Origin of the sequence: Dellaglioa algida, from assembly GCF_030127605.1 — a bacterium.
GTDB classification, from domain to species: Bacteria; Bacillota; Bacilli; order Lactobacillales; family Lactobacillaceae; genus Dellaglioa; species Dellaglioa algida.
This window is the reverse complement of sequence record NZ_JANXLE010000008.1, coordinates 14,888-30,954: the sequence shown is the minus strand read 5'-3', so window position 1 is coordinate 30,954 and position 16,067 is coordinate 14,888. Positions and strand designations below refer to the sequence as shown.

The 16,067-nt window shown below is 37.1% G+C and carries 18 protein-coding genes and 1 riboswitch; of the genes, 14 read left to right on the top strand and 4 right to left on the bottom strand.

Features of this window, described 5'->3' with window-relative positions:
- Nucleotides 1-2: 2 nt before the first annotated feature.
- Nucleotides 3-1,268, top strand: a complete 1,266-nt coding sequence (gene rho / locus N0K73_RS07035; RefSeq protein WP_057974339.1) for a transcription termination factor Rho — start codon at nt 3-5, stop codon at nt 1,266-1,268.
- A 106-nt stretch (nt 1,269-1,374) separates the two neighbouring features.
- The gene (locus tag N0K73_RS07030; protein ID WP_057974340.1) at nt 1,375-1,638 is read left to right on the top strand and encodes a type B 50S ribosomal protein L31; all 264 of its coding nucleotides are present in this window, start codon (nt 1,375-1,377) and stop codon (nt 1,636-1,638) included.
- 81 nt (nt 1,639-1,719) lie between these two features.
- On the opposite strand, the gene N0K73_RS07025 is transcribed toward N0K73_RS07030, so the two are convergent.
- The gene (locus N0K73_RS07025; RefSeq protein ID WP_057974341.1) at nt 1,720-2,955 is read right to left on the bottom strand and encodes a multidrug efflux MFS transporter; all 1,236 of its coding nucleotides are present in this window, start codon (nt 2,953-2,955) and stop codon (nt 1,720-1,722) included.
- Between the two features lie 107 nt (nt 2,956-3,062).
- Between N0K73_RS07025 and N0K73_RS07020 the strand changes: the two genes are divergently transcribed.
- Nucleotides 3,063-3,773 (top strand): class A sortase, encoded by a 711-nt coding sequence (locus N0K73_RS07020; protein WP_112251413.1) that lies wholly within the window; start codon nt 3,063-3,065, stop codon nt 3,771-3,773.
- Between the two features lie 42 nt (nt 3,774-3,815).
- Here N0K73_RS07020 and N0K73_RS07015 read toward each other — a convergent pair whose 3' ends face one another.
- Nucleotides 3,816-4,277 (bottom strand): low molecular weight protein-tyrosine-phosphatase, encoded by a 462-nt coding sequence (locus N0K73_RS07015; protein ID WP_225416509.1) that lies wholly within the window; start codon nt 4,275-4,277, stop codon nt 3,816-3,818.
- A 190-nt stretch (nt 4,278-4,467) separates the two neighbouring features.
- Here N0K73_RS07015 and N0K73_RS07010 point away from each other — a divergent pair, with 190 nt between their 5' ends.
- The 11 genes from N0K73_RS07010 to N0K73_RS06960 all read left to right on the top strand — a co-directional run bounded on the left by N0K73_RS07010 (nt 4,468) and on the right by N0K73_RS06960 (nt 14,078).
- Nucleotides 4,468-5,025 carry a LemA family protein gene (locus N0K73_RS07010; protein ID WP_112251415.1) on the top strand — a complete coding sequence of 186 codons (558 nt, stop codon included), beginning with the start codon at nt 4,468-4,470 and terminating at the stop codon, nt 5,023-5,025.
- A gap of 17 nt (nt 5,026-5,042) precedes the next feature.
- Nucleotides 5,043-5,939 (top strand): zinc metalloprotease HtpX, encoded by an 897-nt coding sequence (htpX, locus tag N0K73_RS07005; RefSeq protein WP_112251422.1) that lies wholly within the window; start codon nt 5,043-5,045, stop codon nt 5,937-5,939.
- A 30-nt stretch (nt 5,940-5,969) separates the two neighbouring features.
- A complete protein-coding gene (locus N0K73_RS07000) occupies nt 5,970-6,758 on the top strand; it encodes a hypothetical protein (protein WP_146343044.1) in 789 nt (262 codons plus the stop codon).
- A gap of 78 nt (nt 6,759-6,836) precedes the next feature.
- Nucleotides 6,837-7,919, top strand: coding sequence for a D-alanine--D-alanine ligase family protein (locus N0K73_RS06995; RefSeq protein ID WP_225416510.1), 1,083 nt, complete (start codon nt 6,837-6,839; stop codon nt 7,917-7,919).
- Between the two features lie 33 nt (nt 7,920-7,952).
- Nucleotides 7,953-9,329: a UDP-N-acetylmuramoyl-tripeptide--D-alanyl-D-alanine ligase gene (locus N0K73_RS06990; protein WP_112251431.1), complete on the top strand. Its 1,377-nt coding sequence runs from the start codon at nt 7,953-7,955 to the stop codon at nt 9,327-9,329.
- Between the two features lie 162 nt (nt 9,330-9,491).
- Nucleotides 9,492-11,141: a degradosome RNA helicase CshA gene (cshA, locus tag N0K73_RS06985; RefSeq protein WP_057974348.1), complete on the top strand. Its 1,650-nt coding sequence runs from the start codon at nt 9,492-9,494 to the stop codon at nt 11,139-11,141.
- 177 nt (nt 11,142-11,318) lie between these two features.
- Nucleotides 11,319-11,678: a holo-ACP synthase gene (acpS, locus tag N0K73_RS06980; RefSeq protein ID WP_057974349.1), complete on the top strand. Its 360-nt coding sequence runs from the start codon at nt 11,319-11,321 to the stop codon at nt 11,676-11,678.
- Nucleotides 11,679-11,692: 14 nt separating this feature from the next.
- A complete protein-coding gene (alr, locus tag N0K73_RS06975; RefSeq protein WP_112251433.1) occupies nt 11,693-12,814 on the top strand; it encodes an alanine racemase in 1,122 nt (373 codons plus the stop codon).
- A 65-nt stretch (nt 12,815-12,879) separates the two neighbouring features.
- Nucleotides 12,880-13,113, top strand: coding sequence for a hypothetical protein (locus tag N0K73_RS06970; protein ID WP_112251435.1), 234 nt, complete (start codon nt 12,880-12,882; stop codon nt 13,111-13,113).
- Nucleotides 13,114-13,127: 14 nt separating this feature from the next.
- Nucleotides 13,128-13,499 carry a type II toxin-antitoxin system PemK/MazF family toxin gene (locus N0K73_RS06965; protein ID WP_057974352.1) on the top strand — a complete coding sequence of 124 codons (372 nt, stop codon included), beginning with the start codon at nt 13,128-13,130 and terminating at the stop codon, nt 13,497-13,499.
- Between the two features lie 24 nt (nt 13,500-13,523).
- Nucleotides 13,524-13,568, top strand: a riboswitch (PreQ1 riboswitch).
- Between the two features lie 9 nt (nt 13,569-13,577).
- Nucleotides 13,578-14,078: a QueT transporter family protein gene (locus N0K73_RS06960; RefSeq protein ID WP_057974353.1), complete on the top strand. Its 501-nt coding sequence runs from the start codon at nt 13,578-13,580 to the stop codon at nt 14,076-14,078.
- Between the two features lie 32 nt (nt 14,079-14,110).
- On the opposite strand, the gene cbpA is transcribed toward N0K73_RS06960, so the two are convergent.
- A complete protein-coding gene (gene cbpA, locus N0K73_RS06955; RefSeq protein ID WP_057974354.1) occupies nt 14,111-14,746 on the bottom strand; it encodes a cyclic di-AMP binding protein CbpA in 636 nt (211 codons plus the stop codon).
- 149 nt (nt 14,747-14,895) lie between these two features.
- On the bottom strand, nt 14,896-15,858 hold the full coding sequence (locus N0K73_RS06950; protein ID WP_057974355.1) for an L-lactate dehydrogenase: 963 nt from the start codon (nt 15,856-15,858) through the stop codon (nt 14,896-14,898).
- Between the last annotated feature and the right edge of the window lie 209 nt (nt 15,859-16,067).

The following is a 16,067-nucleotide window of genomic DNA, read 5'->3' as shown; positions in this document are numbered from 1 at the left end:
AAATGAGCGATTTTTTGACAATGGGCGAATTGAAAGATAAAACGCTTAAAGAAATATATGGGTACGCCCAAGAATATAAAATACAATATTATAGCCAAATGAATAAAAAAGAGTTGTCTTTGGCTATTTTAAGGGCTCAAGCAAAGAAACAAGGATTCATTTTAATGGAAGGTGTCTTAGATATTATTCCTAATCAAGATGGATTCGGTTTTTTGCGTCCAATTAACTATGGCCCATCGCAAGAGGATATTTATATTTCCGCTTCTCAAATTAATCGATTTAATTTGAGAAATGGTGACTTAGTTGGCGGGAAAGCACGTCCACCAAAACCAAATGAACGTTATTATGGGCTAATGCATGTGGATACGGTAAATGGCAAGAACCCAGAAGAAGCGAAGGAACGTCCGCATTTTCCGGCATTAACACCGTTATATCCTGATCGACAATTGAAGTTAGAAACAACGAGTCAAAATCTTTCAACACGGTTGACTGATTTATTTGCGCCAATTGGTTTTGGTCAACGTGGGTTAATTGTGGCGCCACCTAAGGCCGGTAAAACGACTTTACTCAAGGAAATCGCTCAAGGAATTACTGAGAATCATCCTGAAGTGAAATTAATTGTGCTACTAATTGATGAACGTCCTGAAGAAGTGACTGATTTGGAACGGTCGATTAAGGGCGATGTTGTCTCGTCAACGTTTGATCAACAACCTGAAAATCACGCGCGCGTTTCTGAGTTAGTTTTAGAGCGTGCTATGAGATTGGTGGAAGATAAACAAGATGTTGTTATCTTGATGGATTCAGTGACTCGTTTAGCCAGGGCCTACAACTTAACGATTCCGCCAAGCGGTCGAACGTTGTCTGGTGGTATTGATCCGGCAGCATTTTATCGACCAAAAAAATTCTTTGGAGCCGCACGCAATATTGAAGAGGGCGGTAGTTTAACGATTCTAGGAACTGCTTTGGTTGATACTGGTAGTCGAATGGATGATGTTATTTATGAAGAGTTCAAAGGGACTGGTAATATGGAATTACAACTCTCGAGAGAACTTTCAGAACGTCGTATTTTCCCCGCGGTTGATTTGAAAAAATCGAGTACGCGTAAGGAGGAGTTATTGTTATCTAAGAAGACCATTGAAGATTTATGGCAGATTAGAAAGACAATGACCGGAGATTCATTGGGTGCAACAGAACGCGTTATTCAAAGAATGAAAAAAACAAAAAATAATGCTGAATTTTTAAACGGGTTAACAAAAACGAGTAAATAAAAATTAATTGTAAAACGAGTTCATTCATGTTAAAATTGTGCATGTTGCAATATAAAGAATAACTCTAATCCAGCAGATGGATTAGGGCAAAGGAGAATACTTACTTATGAAAAAAGAAATCCATCCAGATTACCACGAAGTTGTATTTATGGATACTACTTCAGGTTACAAATTTATTTCAGGTTCAACAAAACATTCAGAAGAAACAGTTGAAATGGAAGATGGCAAATCATACCCATTGATTCGTGTCGAAATTTCATCGGATTCACATCCATTCTATACTGGACGTCAAAAATTCACGCAAGCCGATGGCCGTGTGGATCGTTTCAACAAGAAATATGGTCTTGCTGACGCAAACGCTGCAAAGTAAGAACTATTTCAAAAGGAGGAAGTCTATTGGCTTTCTCTTTTTTTGTACAAAAAAATAGTAATATCCTTTTTAAGGACATTACTATTTTACCTTTTTCACGTACATACCTTTTGTTACATACATTACCCAGATAAGGTTAATACCAACCAAAATGGCAGTTGAAACGAACACGCCCTTATAATCAAAGACACCAGAGACGGTTGACCCAATCATGGGGCCAACGACTGAGCCCATGGCCTGAAATGATTGGTTATAACTGAACACCCGTCCAGTAAATTCTGCTGGTGTATTTTTGGTTAAAATTGTTTGAACTGCAGGTAACATTGCGGCATCGGTAATGCCAATTAAGAAACGAAGACCACCAAGTTGCCAGACATTAGTTACTAAGGACATTGGAATGAAAATGAAGATTGCTGCAATTAACGCAATTTTTAAAATGCGTTCAGTCCCAATCTTATCGCCCAAGATACCCAAACGGGGAGCAGCAATTAACGTCGCTATTCCTGGAATAGATGCAACACATCCGCTTATGAATGTAATGTTACCGACATTATGCAGTAATTCTCGAACATATAGGCTAAGAATTGGGCTAATGGAGTAATTTGATGCTTGAATAATCAATGTTGTTACAAACATCCCAATAATCAATTTAGGATGATGCAACGTTTGGAAAATTTCTTTTGACGTATGCATTTCACCCTTTTCAACTGGGGTAAAGTGTTCGTGCACAAAGAAATAACTAAGTAAGAAAACAATTAATAGGATAATAGCGGTGATGAAGAACGTTACTCGATAACCGAAAATACCCGCTATGGCACCACCAATTAGTGGTCCAAATAAGGTACCTGTAACACTACCTGTAACTAAAATTCCGAGCGCTTTACCACTTTGGCGTTTAGGTGTTTCTGTTGCGATTAACGCCTGTGCATTACTAATATAACCAGAAAAAACACCTTGTAACAAACGTAACGCAATCAATTGATAAACGTTACTAACAAGCCCCATCAGACCTAAAACAATGGCCATTCCGAATGAAGCTCTTAAAATCATTAATTTACGACCTTTTCGATCAGCTAAACGACCCCATAAAGGGGAAACAATGGCGGTAATTAGAAATGTAGAAGAATAGGTAATACCGCTATAAAAATTTAATTCAGTTTTACTAAAGTCACCTAATGTATCAATGTAAAGTGACATGAATGGCATGATTAAACTAAAAGCCACGCCAGCCATGAATGTACCAAACCATAAAACAAATAAATTTTGTTCCCAGGGTTGTCTAGGACGAAAAAATGTTGATTTAAGCGAAGTCAACAAATCAAATAGTCCCCCTCAAGATATTTTTAATAATTACAATCATAACACTAAACAAGAATAAAAGTTATATGGTAAAATAGGGATTAGTAGAAAAACGGGGGGTAAAAATGAAAAAAAATAAAACAGATAAAAAAGGTCGTTGGAAGAAACATTTAACAACCGTATTATTGTTAATCTTATTGTTATTAGGTCTTTCGTTAGTTTTTAATGAACAAATTAAAAGCTTTTTAGTTGGCAATACGCACCCAACAATTAATGCCGCTCTTGTTGATAAAAATAAAAATAAAAAAGCGTCATTTGATTTTAGTGAAGTAAAAAGTTTAAATACGGCAGATGTTTTAAAGGCAAAAGTTAATGAGAAAGATCTCGTTTTACTCGGAGAACTTAGCATTCCAGATGTCTCACTGAATTTACCAATTGCCAAAGGTGTTAGCACCAACACGTTAGCACTTGCAGCCGGAACCTTAAAAGAAAACGAAAAAATGGGTGAAGGTAATTACGCACTTGCCGGACATCATATGATTAATGAAGGCCTACTTTTTAGCCCATTAGTTCAGATGAAGTTAGGTCAAAAAATCTATTTGACGGATGCCAAAAATATTTATGAATATACGACGACTAAGAAAAAATATATTAAAGCAACGGATGTCCAAGTCATTGACGATACACCTGGTAAAACGCAGGTAACCCTGATTACTTGTGATGACACTGGTGCTGGACGTTTGATGGTTCAAGGCGAATACGTGCAAAAATGGACGTATAGTGCCGCACCAAAAACGGTTAAAGATGGATTTAAAACGGTTCATAATAATTCGTAATAAAAAAGACCAACAAATTTTAAAATTTGTTGGTCTTTTTTATTACATACGAGTTTTTATTTGTTCAATCCAGTAAGGCATGCCAAGATTAACTAAGTCGTAAGTTTCATCAAAGTCACCTGTAATCCATGGATCAGGAACAGATTCAGTCTCTTTGCCTGGAACAATTGAAAGAAAGTTAACGATATTTTTTTTCTTTGATGCGGGAGCCGCTTTTTCAAGACGTTCAACATTGATATCATCCATTGCGATAATTAAATCACTATTAATGAAATCTAAGTAGCTGACCGGACGTGAAATTAACCCATCAGTTGGAATGTTGTGTTCAACTAATTTTGCAATGGTCCCTTCATGAGCACCGTTTCCTTCTTGTGAAGAACTCGTACCCGCAGAATCAACCGTTACTTGGTCAGAAAGATTTAAATTGTTTAATTCATTCCGCAACATAGCCTCAGCCATTGGTGATCGACAAATGTTTCCCATACATACAAATAATACCTTCATAATTAACACGCTCCTTTACAAATCTTCTAATAATGCTATTATGCCATAATAATCATATTAAATAAAATCCGTTGATTAAATTAGCTTAAACGTTGGGTCAATTGCTTTCTAAAAAGGGCGAACTTTGGTATGATATATGGGTATAAGAACCGAAAATAAACATTTTATATTAAAGAGGAGACTGAAAATTATGACAATGATCGTTATCGGAGTTATCGTAGTACTTTTGATTATTATGTACGTTAGTGGATACAATGGCTTGGTAAAAGCTAAGATTCGTACCGAGGAATCATGGAGCCAAATTGATGTGCAATTAAAACGTCGTAATGATTTAATTCCTAATTTGGTCTCAACTGTTAAAGGGTATGCAACTCATGAAAAAGAAACGTTTGCTAAAGTGGTTGAATTACGTAACCAATTAACGCAAGTGCCAGCTGACTCACATGAGGAAACGATGGAAGTTTCTAATCAATTGAGCCAGTCATTGAAGAGTATCTTCGCTTTATCTGAAAGCTACCCAGATTTAAAAGCTAACACAGAATTTACTAAGTTAATGGAAGAATTATCAAATACAGAAAATAAAATTTCATATTCACGTCAATTATTTAACTCAACTGCAGCAAGTTTAAATGCAAAGATTCAATCATTCCCATCAAATATTGTTGCGGGAATTCATCATTTCACTAAAGTGGACTACCTTGCAGTTCCTGAAACTGAAAAGGCTGTACCAAACGTTTCATTTGATTAAGAAGTTAGGAGATAACTATGCTATATGATCAAATCGCGCAAAATAAGCGCAAAACGGTTTACGTTTTAATTGGTTTTGTATTATTGATGGTTGCGATTGGTGCCGCTGTTGGTTACGTCTTTTTCAACAGTGCTATTTCTGGATTATTGATGGCAACCGTTATTGCTGTCGTTTATATGGGATTGATGATTTCACAATCAACTAGTGTTGTCATGAGTATGAATCATGCGACTGAGGTGAAATCCGTTGATGATGCGCCTGAACTATGGCATGTTGTAGAGGATATGGCAATTGTTGGACAGGTTCCAATGCCGAAAGTCTTTATTATTGAAGATGCAAGTCCTAACGCGTTTGCGACTGGAAATAATCCAGAACATGCGGCTGTCGCAGCAACAACCGGATTACTTAATCGACTTAATCGAGAAGAATTAGAAGGCGTTATGGCACATGAAATTTCTCATGTACGTAATTATGATATCCGCTTGTCAACAATTGCATTAGCACTGTCAGCGGCTATCTCGTTATTGGTTAATATTGGTATGAACTCTTTCTGGTGGGGCGGTGGCCGTCGTCGAAGTAATGACGATCGAGAAGGTGGTGGCTCATTGGAAATTATTTTAATGATTCTATCAGTACTGTTAGTTGTTTTAGGACCAATTGCGGCAACTATCGCGCAACTGGCTCTTTCTAGAAACAGAGAATATTTGGCTGACGCTTCTGCTGTGGAATTAACACGTAACCCACAAGGATTGATTCATGCTTTAGAAAAAATTTCTAATAGTGAACCGATGGAACGGGCTGATCCAAGTAGTGCGGCACTGTATATTTCAAATCCATTGAAGAAGAAAACGTCTGGATTATTCCAAACGCATCCACCAATGGAAGATAGAATTGCGCGTTTAGAAGCAATGTAGTGATTATTTTATAAAATGGGGATGATAGTGGTGAGAGACAATTTAGTCTACATTCATGTTGAAACGGTTTCTCATTTGATTTTATCTTATGGGATTTCTAGAACAGATTTCATAACGAGCATTCCCAGATTACCAACCAATATTTTATCATTGAATCCAGTGGATTATGAAAATGAAATTGACATTGCAACGGGATTTAATACGGTTACCGGGGAAGAAAATATTGCGCGTTATTTGAATAAAGGGACTACCGGGGTGAAACAAAATTGGATTGATTTTGATAGTCAAGACGATTTAGAATTAATTACGCCAAGAGAAGTATCAGAGTTTTTATATTTGGGGCATACATTTTCACATATCCAATCACCATTCTATTACAAGTTACAGAATGATTATGTATTTTTGACATTACCTAATGACGCGTTGAAAATCTATTACCGTTACCTGAACCAGTTTTATAGTGTGTTTTCTAAATCAGTTATTCGACATGCTAATCGAGCTTATCGTGAAAAAAATGGCTTATTCAGAAGACGACCAATGATGTTGGAAAAAGTACCTAAGTCTATTACCGAGGAACTAATGCCACTATTTGTTGAGGGCGCGGTATTAGATTTTTCAATGATGACCGTCAATAATACAAAATTATCGGTGCCTGTTTATGTGATGGTAGATAGTATTTATCAAATGAAGTGGCATGAACCAACCTTAGAAACGGAAAGTGCAAAATTAGTTGCTAGTTTAGACTACGACTTTTCTGATCAAGTATGGTCCATTGTAATTTCTAATCAGGCTGCCTTTGAAGACAGCATTGTATTTTAAAAAGATAACGAGGTTTTGATGTTATCTTTTTTTATTTTTGTTGAATTTAAAAAAATGGTACAATAGGACGTGCAAAAAATGGAGGGCAATATATCGATGCAAGTTTATTTACTCTATGGTGGTAAAAGCGCAGAACATGAAATCTCGCTTTCAACTGCTTTTCAAATAACGCAAGCCATTTATTACCAGTACTATTCCGTAATTCCAATTTATATTACGAGAACAGGAACATGGCTGCAAGGTCAGACAATTACAGAGCCTGCTAAGTTCGCGGATAATTTGCGACTTGAAGAAGCGGATAAAAAAGTTCAAGCAATAAATGAACATGAAAATTCAAAAGGAATTAAATTTTTACCAAATGGGTTTAACGTGGAAGATAGCGTTGTTTTTCCCGTTTTACATGGGCCAAATGGTGAAGATGGTACCGTTCAAGGATTACTTGAAACGTTGAACATACCGTATGTCGGTAACAGCGTGTTAGCGTCAGCTATTGGAAATGATAAAATTATGAGTAAATTGTTGTTTAAACAGGCTGGCATCCCGGTTGTCCCTTTTGAGGCAATTGATGCACAGGCTTGGAAGCATGATTCCGAAAAGGTTATTGCCAGATGTGAAGGTGAATTACTTTATCCGATGTACGTGAAACCAGCCAGCTTAGGATCAGGAATTGGTGTAACACAAGCAACCGATGTTGTTGAATTAAAAAATGCCATTAACGATGCTTTCTTACTCGGTTCACGTGTTATCGTTGAACGCGGGATTGCCGCACGAGAAATTGAGATTGGACTATTGGGCAATGAAGAAATCGCAACAAGTGTTCCGGGTGAAATTTTATCCTTTGATGATGTCTATGATCGCAAACTTGCGATGAAAGAAGACCATGAAGCTAGAATTCCAGTTGAACTTGACGATGAGCTACTTACCAAACTAGTCGATTTTTCTAAAAGAGCTTTCGCTGTGATTGATGGGTCAGGGCTTGCCCGCTGTGATTTCTTTATTAGCGCAAATCAAGATATCTATTTAAATGAGATTACAACTATGCCAGGTTTTTATAAAAATGCAATGTACCCCAGGTTATGGGAAGCAGTGGGACTTAGTTATAGCGATTTAATTGAGGAGTTATTACAATTAGCACTTAAAAAAAATCAAGCAAGCAATTGATTTAATGGTCATACGAATGTGAGGGTTTATATAATGAAAATGCAATTAACTGAAGTCGCGGGTGCCGTTGGTGCCAAGAATGAAATTAGTGATGAACCGGTCGATATTAGTAGTGTTTCTTTTGACAGTCGTCAATTAACGACTGGTAGTTTATTTGTGCCAATAGTGGCAGAAAATGATGGACATGATTACATTCAAAGTGCCATTGATAATGGTGCCACGGCAACTTTATGGGATGTAAATCATCAAGAAACAATACCAACGGAAATCCCGGTTATATTGGTAGACAATACGCTAAAAGCTTACCAAGATTTAGCAAAATATTACTTGAATAAAATTAATCCTAAGGTCGTTGCGGTTACCGGCAGTAACGGTAAAACGACAACTAAAGATATGATTACAGAAATATTGAGTCAACAATATAACGTTTGTAAAACTGAAGCAAACTTCAATAACCATTTAGGTGTACCAATGACTTTATTAAGTATTGAACCTAATACTGAAATTGTTGTTGTTGAGATGGGGATGGATCATCCCGGCGAATTAGATTTTTTGAGCCGTATTGCACAGCCTGACGTCGCCGTTATTACAATGATTGGTGAAGCTCATATTGAATTTTTTGGTACGCGCGATAAGATAGCGGACGCAAAAATGGAAATTGTGAATGGATTAAAAGAGGATGGATTATTGGTTTATAATGCTGATGAGCCATTATTAAGAGAACGCGTCGCTACTATTAAACAACGGTCATTTGGATTTGGACATGGTGAAAGTTCTGATTTAAGTGTTTCTAATGTTGTCGGCAATCAAGTGATGACAAGTTTTAAAGTGAGAGAGATGCCCGATGTTAATTTTACAATACCAATGATTGGCACATATAACGTAGACAATGCAATGGCTGCTATTTCGGTTGGTCGTCACTATCGCGTGTCTCCTGACAACGTTGTAAAAGCACTCAGTGATTTCGATTTAACTAAGAACCGGACAGAGTGGTTGAAGGGACATTTAGGCGAGGCGATTTTAAGTGACGTTTATAATTCAAATCCGACAGCCGCAAAAGCAGTTATCAAAGCATTCTCAAATAGTGATGTTGAAGGTAATCGGATTGTTGTTCTAGGTGATATGCTTGAACTAGGTGATCAATCGAGTGATATGCACCTAAGCTTGGCCGATAGTTTCGATAACCAAAAAATACAAAGTGTCTATCTTTATGGGGATCAAATTGATTCATTAGCGACATCGCTAAAATCGAAATATGATGATAAACATATTCATTATTATCGTTTGGATCAAAAAGAAGCAATGACGCAGGACTTGTTAGAGGCACGTACGAAAAATGATGCTATTTTAATCAAAGGAAGCCATGGCGTTCATTTAGAAACCGTTTTATCGGATTTACAGAGTCACTAGGTAGTTGCTTAATCGTATTTAAGGTGCTATTATAGTTTAAATGGTGACTCATGAAGGGTCAGACTTAAATTAATTTAACTTTACAAGACAGTAATTGACGACGAACTCTTAACTGTGTTGTGAAGGATATTAGTTTGCAAACACATTAGGAGGAATTTATACTTGAAATTTACAGAATTAGGACTATCCGATGAACTACTAAAGGCCGTTCAACGTAGCGGTTTTGAAGAAGCAACACCTATCCAATCTGAAACAATTCCAATGGCTTTAGAAGGAAAAGATGTTATTGGACAAGCACAAACAGGTACTGGTAAAACAGCTGCATTCGGTTTACCAATCTTGGATACAATTGATACAACAAAAGATGAAGTTCAAGCACTTATCATCTCACCAACACGTGAACTTGCTATCCAAACGCAAGAAGAACTTTACCGTTTAGGTAAAGAAAGACATGCTAAAGTTCAAGTTGTTTATGGTGGGTCTGATATCCGTCGTCAAATTAAGAGTCTTAATCGCGCACCTCAAATTTTAGTTGGAACACCAGGACGTTTATTAGATCATATCCGTCGTCGTACCGTTAAATTAGGTAACGTTAAAACTTTAGTTTTAGATGAAGCTGATGAAATGCTAGATATGGGATTCGTTGAAGATATCGAAAGTATCTTAACAACTGTTCCTGACGAACGTCAAACATTGTTATTCTCTGCTACAATGCCAAATGCTATTCGCCGTATTGGTGAAAGATTTATGACAGATCCTACTTTGGTAACTGTTAAGGCAAAAGAATTAACAACTGACTTAGTTGATCAATACTACGTAATTTCAAAAGATTTCGAAAAATTTGATGTTATGACACGTATGTACGATGCTCAAAACCCAACACAAACAATTGTCTTCGGACGTACAAAACGTCGTGTTGATGAATTGGCTAAAGGTTTCGAAATGCGCGGATACAACGCAAAAGGAATCCATGGCGATTTATCACAACAACGTCGTATGAGTATTTTACGCGAATTTAAATCAGGTAAACTTGATATTTTAGTGGCAACTGATGTTGCTGCTCGTGGTTTAGATATTTCTGGGGTTACCCATGTCTTTAACTACGATATCCCTCAAGATCCTGAAAGTTATGTTCATCGTATTGGCCGTACTGGTCGTGCCGGACATAAAGGAACTTCATTGACATTTGTTTCACCAAATGAAATGGATTACTTGCGTCAAATCGAAAAATTAACTAAGAAACGCATGGTAGCTTTAACGCCACCTACTGATGATGAAGCATTTGCTGGTCAAATTGAAACGGCAATCGCTGATGTTACAGCCTTAGTTAGCAAAACGGATACTAAAAAATATGCAAAACAAGCTACTGAATTAATGGCTAAGTTTGATGTTGCTGATTTAGTTGCTGCATTACTTAGTGATGTTATCAAAAATGATTCATCACAAGTACCTGTTAAGATTACACCAGAACGCCCATTACCTAGACGTAAGGGTGGCGGTGGTGGCGGAAATAACCGTCGTAGCGGTAATGGCGGTGGAAATCGTCGTGGCGGCAACGGTGGTGGTTACCAAGGCAACCGTAATGGTGGCGGAAACCGTAGTAACGGTGGAAGTTCAGATCGTCGTGGCGGAAGCAGCGATCGCCGCAGTAATGGTGGTAGCTCAGACCGTCGTAGTAACGGTAATGGCGGCGGTGGTTACCAAGGTAACCGTTCAAGCGATAACCGTAGTAATGGTGGACGTTCGAATGATAACCGTTCAAACGGAAGTAGCGCACCAAAACGTAACTTCACAATCAGAACAAAAGATTAATTTAAATATTGAAAAGAGACTCGGGAAACTGGGTCTTTTTTTTTGCTTATAATGCCACATAGCTTACAATATTGATAGTTAAAATATAAGCGATTTTAATGCAGAAACAGTATAAATTTGATAAACTTAGTAGAGATATAATTAAAATGAATTGAATGAAAAGAGATAGGTGATAATGTGATTTATGGAATTGGCGTTGATATATCTGATATTAAGCGAGTAGTAGAGCTGGCTAATCAACATGAGCAATTTATTACTAAAATCCTCACAACAAATGAAATTAATCAATTTAACAAATTAAAAGGTAAACATAAAGACGAGTTTATTGCTGGGAGATTTTCAGCGAAGGAGTCATACAGTAAGGCTTTTGGAACTGGGATAGGCAACAAGGTTGGCTTTTTAGATGTTGAGATACTCAATAACGAAATGGGAAAACCAGTAATTATGAAACAGCCTTTTGACGGTAATGGCTTCATTTCTATCTCACACACGGATAGTTTGGTTATAACTGAAGTCATTTTAGAAAATAAAGAATAGGAGATAGTATAAATATGGTCATAGGAAATCATCGTCCAACTCAGGTTTTAGTCGATAGATTAGCTATCAAGGCGAATATTACTGCCGAAAAAGAGACATTAACGGATGACACGGACATTTTTGCTGTTATTAAAGCGGATGCCTATGGACATGGTTTAATTGAGGTTGCTAAAACGGCAAAAGAAGCTGGTGTAAAAGGATTTTGTGTTGCAATCATTGATGAAGCACTAGCAATCCGAGAAGCCGGGTTTAGCGAACCTATTTTAATTTTAGGATTAACGCAAAGTAAGTATGCACCGTTGTTGGCAGAAAATAAAATATCAGCAACTGTTTCGGAACTTAACTGGTTGAAAGAGGCCAGTGTACTGCTTAAAAAAGAACAATCAGCTCCTTTAGCCGTACATTTAGCTTTGGATACTGGGATGGGAAGAATTGGTTTTAGAGAAGCTGATCCATTTTTAGAAACAATTAATTTTCTTAAAGGCAATAAGGACGTATTTAATTTCGAAGGCATCTTTACACATTTTGCGACGGCGGATTCTCCTGATGATACCTACTTTAAAAAGCAAATGGCGAAATTTAATAAATTAATGGCGGTAGTTGTTGACAGGCCTCGATATGTACATGTGTCTAATTCGGCAACAAGTTTATGGCACGCTGCTTGTAACGGTAATCTGATTCGAATGGGTATTTCAATGTATGGTTTGAACCCTTCGGGCGGAGAAGTAGCATTACCATATGAATTAAAGCCTGCATTGGGATTAACTTCTGAATTGAGTTTTGTGAAAGAAATTCATCCGGGTGATTCCGTTGGGTACGGCATTACCTACCAGGCCCAAGAGAATGAGTGGGTTGGGACAATACCAATTGGATACGCGGACGGCGTGTTTCGTAATTTGCAAGGATTTAAGTTACTAGTTAACGGTCAATTTTGTGAAATTATTGGTCGCGTCTGCATGGATCAGCTCATGGTCCGTTTGCCATACAAAATGCCAAACGGAACAAAGGTAACTTTGATTGGAAAAGATGGTAATGAAGTCATAACTGCACAAGATGTGGCAACCTATGCCGGTACAATTCATTACGAGGTAACTTGTGCACTTTCAGAACGTGTACCGCGTGTTTATCTAAATTAATATTTATTTGGCCAGTCTCCTATGGTAAACTAGCTGTAGAATGTAATTCTATGGGGGAAGTACAAATGGATAAAAATGAGAAAGTAATAACGAACCATCTGGCTGACTATTGTGCGTACTACTCTATCAGTAACGAGGCACTTAATGACACGGATATATTAAATTCTGTTCTAAGTCATCAAAAAACGATGGATGAGTTAATCGACGGATACTCAGAAATGGGACAGTTGAATAGTGAAATAAGTAACGATTTTAGAGGATCTGAAGATGAGGTTTTATTACGTCTTCAAATTATGTAGAGAGTTGGGATAAAATGGTTGATAATATCGTACGTGGAGATATTTTCTATGCGGATTTATCTCCCGTTGTTGGTTCTGAACAAGGGGGGATGAGACCGGTGCTCATTATCCAAAATAATATTGGTAATCGATATAGTCCAACCGTTATCGTTGCCGCCATTACGGCGCGTATTCAAAAACCTAAAATGCCAACACACGTTGGTCTCTTAGCAAGTAGAGACGGGATTGAAAAGGACTCGGTTATACTAATGGAACAAATCCGCACTATCGATAAGCAACGCCTGAAAGATCGTATCACGCACCTTTCTAAAAGGGGGATGCTTGAGGTTGATGAGGCGCTTAGGACAAGTGTTGGACTCGTTCCAGCAATACATAAAGTGGAATAAATGAAAAACAACATAGAGTAATAAAAAAACGTGGTTCGTAACCATCCCACGCTAAAAAACTAAGGGAGTCTAGTAACAATGACAAAAAATAATCGTGTAAACCAAGTTATCATTAATGGTTTAATCGCTGCACTATATATTGTATTGGCAGTTGTTCCAGGAATATTCAGTATGGCAAGTGGTGCCATTCAATTTCGTCTGTCAGAGGGATTGAATCATTTAGTTTTATTCAATAAAAAGTATATCTGGGGTGTCTCTTTAGGGGTTATCTTATTTAATCTCTTTTATAGTAGTCCATTAGATGTCCTTTTTGGTGGCGCGCAAACAATAATGGGTCTTTTGATTGTTATTTTTGTGAGTCCTAGGTTTAAAGAAATGTGGCAAAAGATGCTTTTAAATATTGTGGTCTTCTCATTTACCATGTTTTTAATTGCTATTATGCTAAACATGACAGCTAATTTACCATTTTGGCCTACTTATGGTACGACCGCATTATCTGAATTTGTGATTATGACTATTACGGCGCCATTGATGCTCGTTTTAGATCGCGCTATTCATTTCGATAAAAGAATGCATTAAAAAAACAGACCTGAGAAGGTCTGTTTTTTTGTTTAATTACGTAAGTCTTCAATTTCGGAAACAATGAACTCTTTACGTCCCAAGTTATCAACAATCTTATCAACTTTTTCTTGCGTAACTCCGCCAGGTAATGTGAATAATGTTCGGCGTAATAATTCGCCTTCTTTGACATCTAAAGTCATACAACTAGCGATTGAAGAATATTTTGTAATAACTTTTGCCATATCAACTAAATCGCCACGTTCTCCGGCTGAAATGACAGTTAACACGTAACTACCAACGTCAAAGTTCCATGACTGAGATAACATATCTAAAAGACGTGTATGTGTCAAAATACCTTCGAAATAGTTATTTTCATTTAAAATAGCGATATAAGGTAAATCTTTGATTGAGAAGAATACATTAAAGAACGCTGAATCAGATGAAATAAACTTAGTCGCGTTCTTAAGAAGATAAGTTACGGGAAGTGACATATCTCCGCCTTGTGATTTATGACGATAAATATGCATCTTGTAAATATTACCACGGAAGATCTGACCCGTTTCATCTAGGATGGGCACACAACGGAATCCAGAATCTTCTAGGACCGTGAGTGCTTCTTCAAGCGTGACACTTTCACGAACAGTCGTGAGTTCTTTTAACGGTTTAACTAAAGTATTTAATAACATATAGACGCCTCCAAATATTAAATTTTTCTCATTTACATTTTTATAATACCATAAATAAAGCTTTTTAACAGTAATTTGATTATTAAGATTGCATTAAAAAAGGAACGGAAGAATGTCTTCCGTTCCTTTTTTTGGAAAATAATTAAAAATTATTCGCCTAATTCTTTAAGACCATCATTTAAAACTTGTTTTAAAGTAGCAGCTGAATCAGTCATACGTTTAGCTTCAACGTCACTTAAAGGTACTTCAATGATTTGTGCAAGACCTTGGCCATTAACAACACCTGGTGTACCGATATAAATATCGTTCAAACCATATTGTCCGTCCATGTATGCACTAACAGGTAATACGGCATTTTCGTCACGCAAAATTGCTTTTGAAAGACGAGCTAATGCTGTACCAATACCGTAGAATGTTGCGCCTTTTTTGTTGATGATTTCGTAAGCTTTGTTACGAACGTCATCTTCAATTTTAGCAAGTTGGTCATCAGAAATGTTGTTAGCTTTTGCCCAATCTAAGAATGGAAGGCCACCAACAGTTGCAGCTGAGTAAGCAGCAAATTCTGTATCACCATGTTCGCCCATCATGTAAGCATGGATTGAACGAGGGTCGTTAATGTCAGTCAATTTGCTTAATGCAACACGTAAACGTGAAGTATCAAGTGAAGTACCTGAACCAATAACGCGATCTTTAGGGAAACCAGAGAATTTCATTGTTGCGTAAGTTAAAATATCAACTGGGTTAGCAGCAACTAAGAAAATACCTTTAAATCCAGATTCAACGATTGGAGTTACGATACTTTTCAAGATGTTTAAGTTTTTGTTTACAAGGTCAAGACGTGTTTCACCTGGTTTTTGTGGTGCGCCAGCAGTGATAACGACAAGATCTGCATCTTCACAGTCAGAATATTCTGCTGAGTAAATACGTTTAGGAAATGCGAATGGTGTAGCATCTTCTAAATCTAAAGCATCTCCGACAGTGCGATCTTTAGCAACATCGATGATACCAAATTCTTCGCCGACACCTTGGAGTGTCATTGCGAATGCGTAACTAGAACCTACGGCGCCATCGCCGACTAAGATAACTTTTTGATGATTTTGTGTTTTTGTCAAAATAATTCATCCTTTCAGAGCTATAATTATTACTGAATAATTATAACATGTTTTTTTGTTAAAAAACATACTAGATTGAACGAGTTCTTTTACAAAAACGGCATAAATCGAGTATGGTATAATGATTGAAAGAAAAGAATAGGGTCGAAATGCTGGGTGAGCTGTCAAACTTGCCCAGATGTTTGCGTTTATTTAAAGGAGAAATTGAA

What these genes read in the sequence shown, in the direction of transcription:
- N0K73_RS06965 (WP_057974352.1), top strand. Translation starts at nt 13,128, where the DNA reads ATGGTTGATAATATCGTACGTGGAGATATTTTCTATGCGGATTTATCT.
- N0K73_RS06995 (WP_225416510.1), top strand. Translation starts at nt 6,837, where the DNA reads ATGGAGGGCAATATATCGATGCAAGTTTATTTACTCTATGGTGGTAAA.
- N0K73_RS07010 (WP_112251415.1), top strand. Translation starts at nt 4,468, where the DNA reads ATGACAATGATCGTTATCGGAGTTATCGTAGTACTTTTGATTATTATG.
- N0K73_RS06970 (WP_112251435.1), top strand. Translation starts at nt 12,880, where the DNA reads ATGGATAAAAATGAGAAAGTAATAACGAACCATCTGGCTGACTATTGT.
- N0K73_RS06960 (WP_057974353.1), top strand. Translation starts at nt 13,578, where the DNA reads ATGACAAAAAATAATCGTGTAAACCAAGTTATCATTAATGGTTTAATC.
- N0K73_RS07030 (WP_057974340.1), top strand. Translation starts at nt 1,375, where the DNA reads ATGAAAAAAGAAATCCATCCAGATTACCACGAAGTTGTATTTATGGAT.
- alr (WP_112251433.1), top strand. Translation starts at nt 11,693, where the DNA reads ATGGTCATAGGAAATCATCGTCCAACTCAGGTTTTAGTCGATAGATTA.
- N0K73_RS07015 (WP_225416509.1), bottom strand. Translation starts at nt 4,277, where the DNA reads ATGAAGGTATTATTTGTATGTATGGGAAACATTTGTCGATCACCAATG.
- N0K73_RS07020 (WP_112251413.1), top strand. Translation starts at nt 3,063, where the DNA reads ATGAAAAAAAATAAAACAGATAAAAAAGGTCGTTGGAAGAAACATTTA.
- rho (WP_057974339.1), top strand. Translation starts at nt 3, where the DNA reads ATGAGCGATTTTTTGACAATGGGCGAATTGAAAGATAAAACGCTTAAA.
- cbpA (WP_057974354.1), bottom strand. Translation starts at nt 14,746, where the DNA reads ATGTTATTAAATACTTTAGTTAAACCGTTAAAAGAACTCACGACTGTT.
- N0K73_RS06990 (WP_112251431.1), top strand. Translation starts at nt 7,953, where the DNA reads ATGAAAATGCAATTAACTGAAGTCGCGGGTGCCGTTGGTGCCAAGAAT.
- htpX (WP_112251422.1), top strand. Translation starts at nt 5,043, where the DNA reads ATGCTATATGATCAAATCGCGCAAAATAAGCGCAAAACGGTTTACGTT.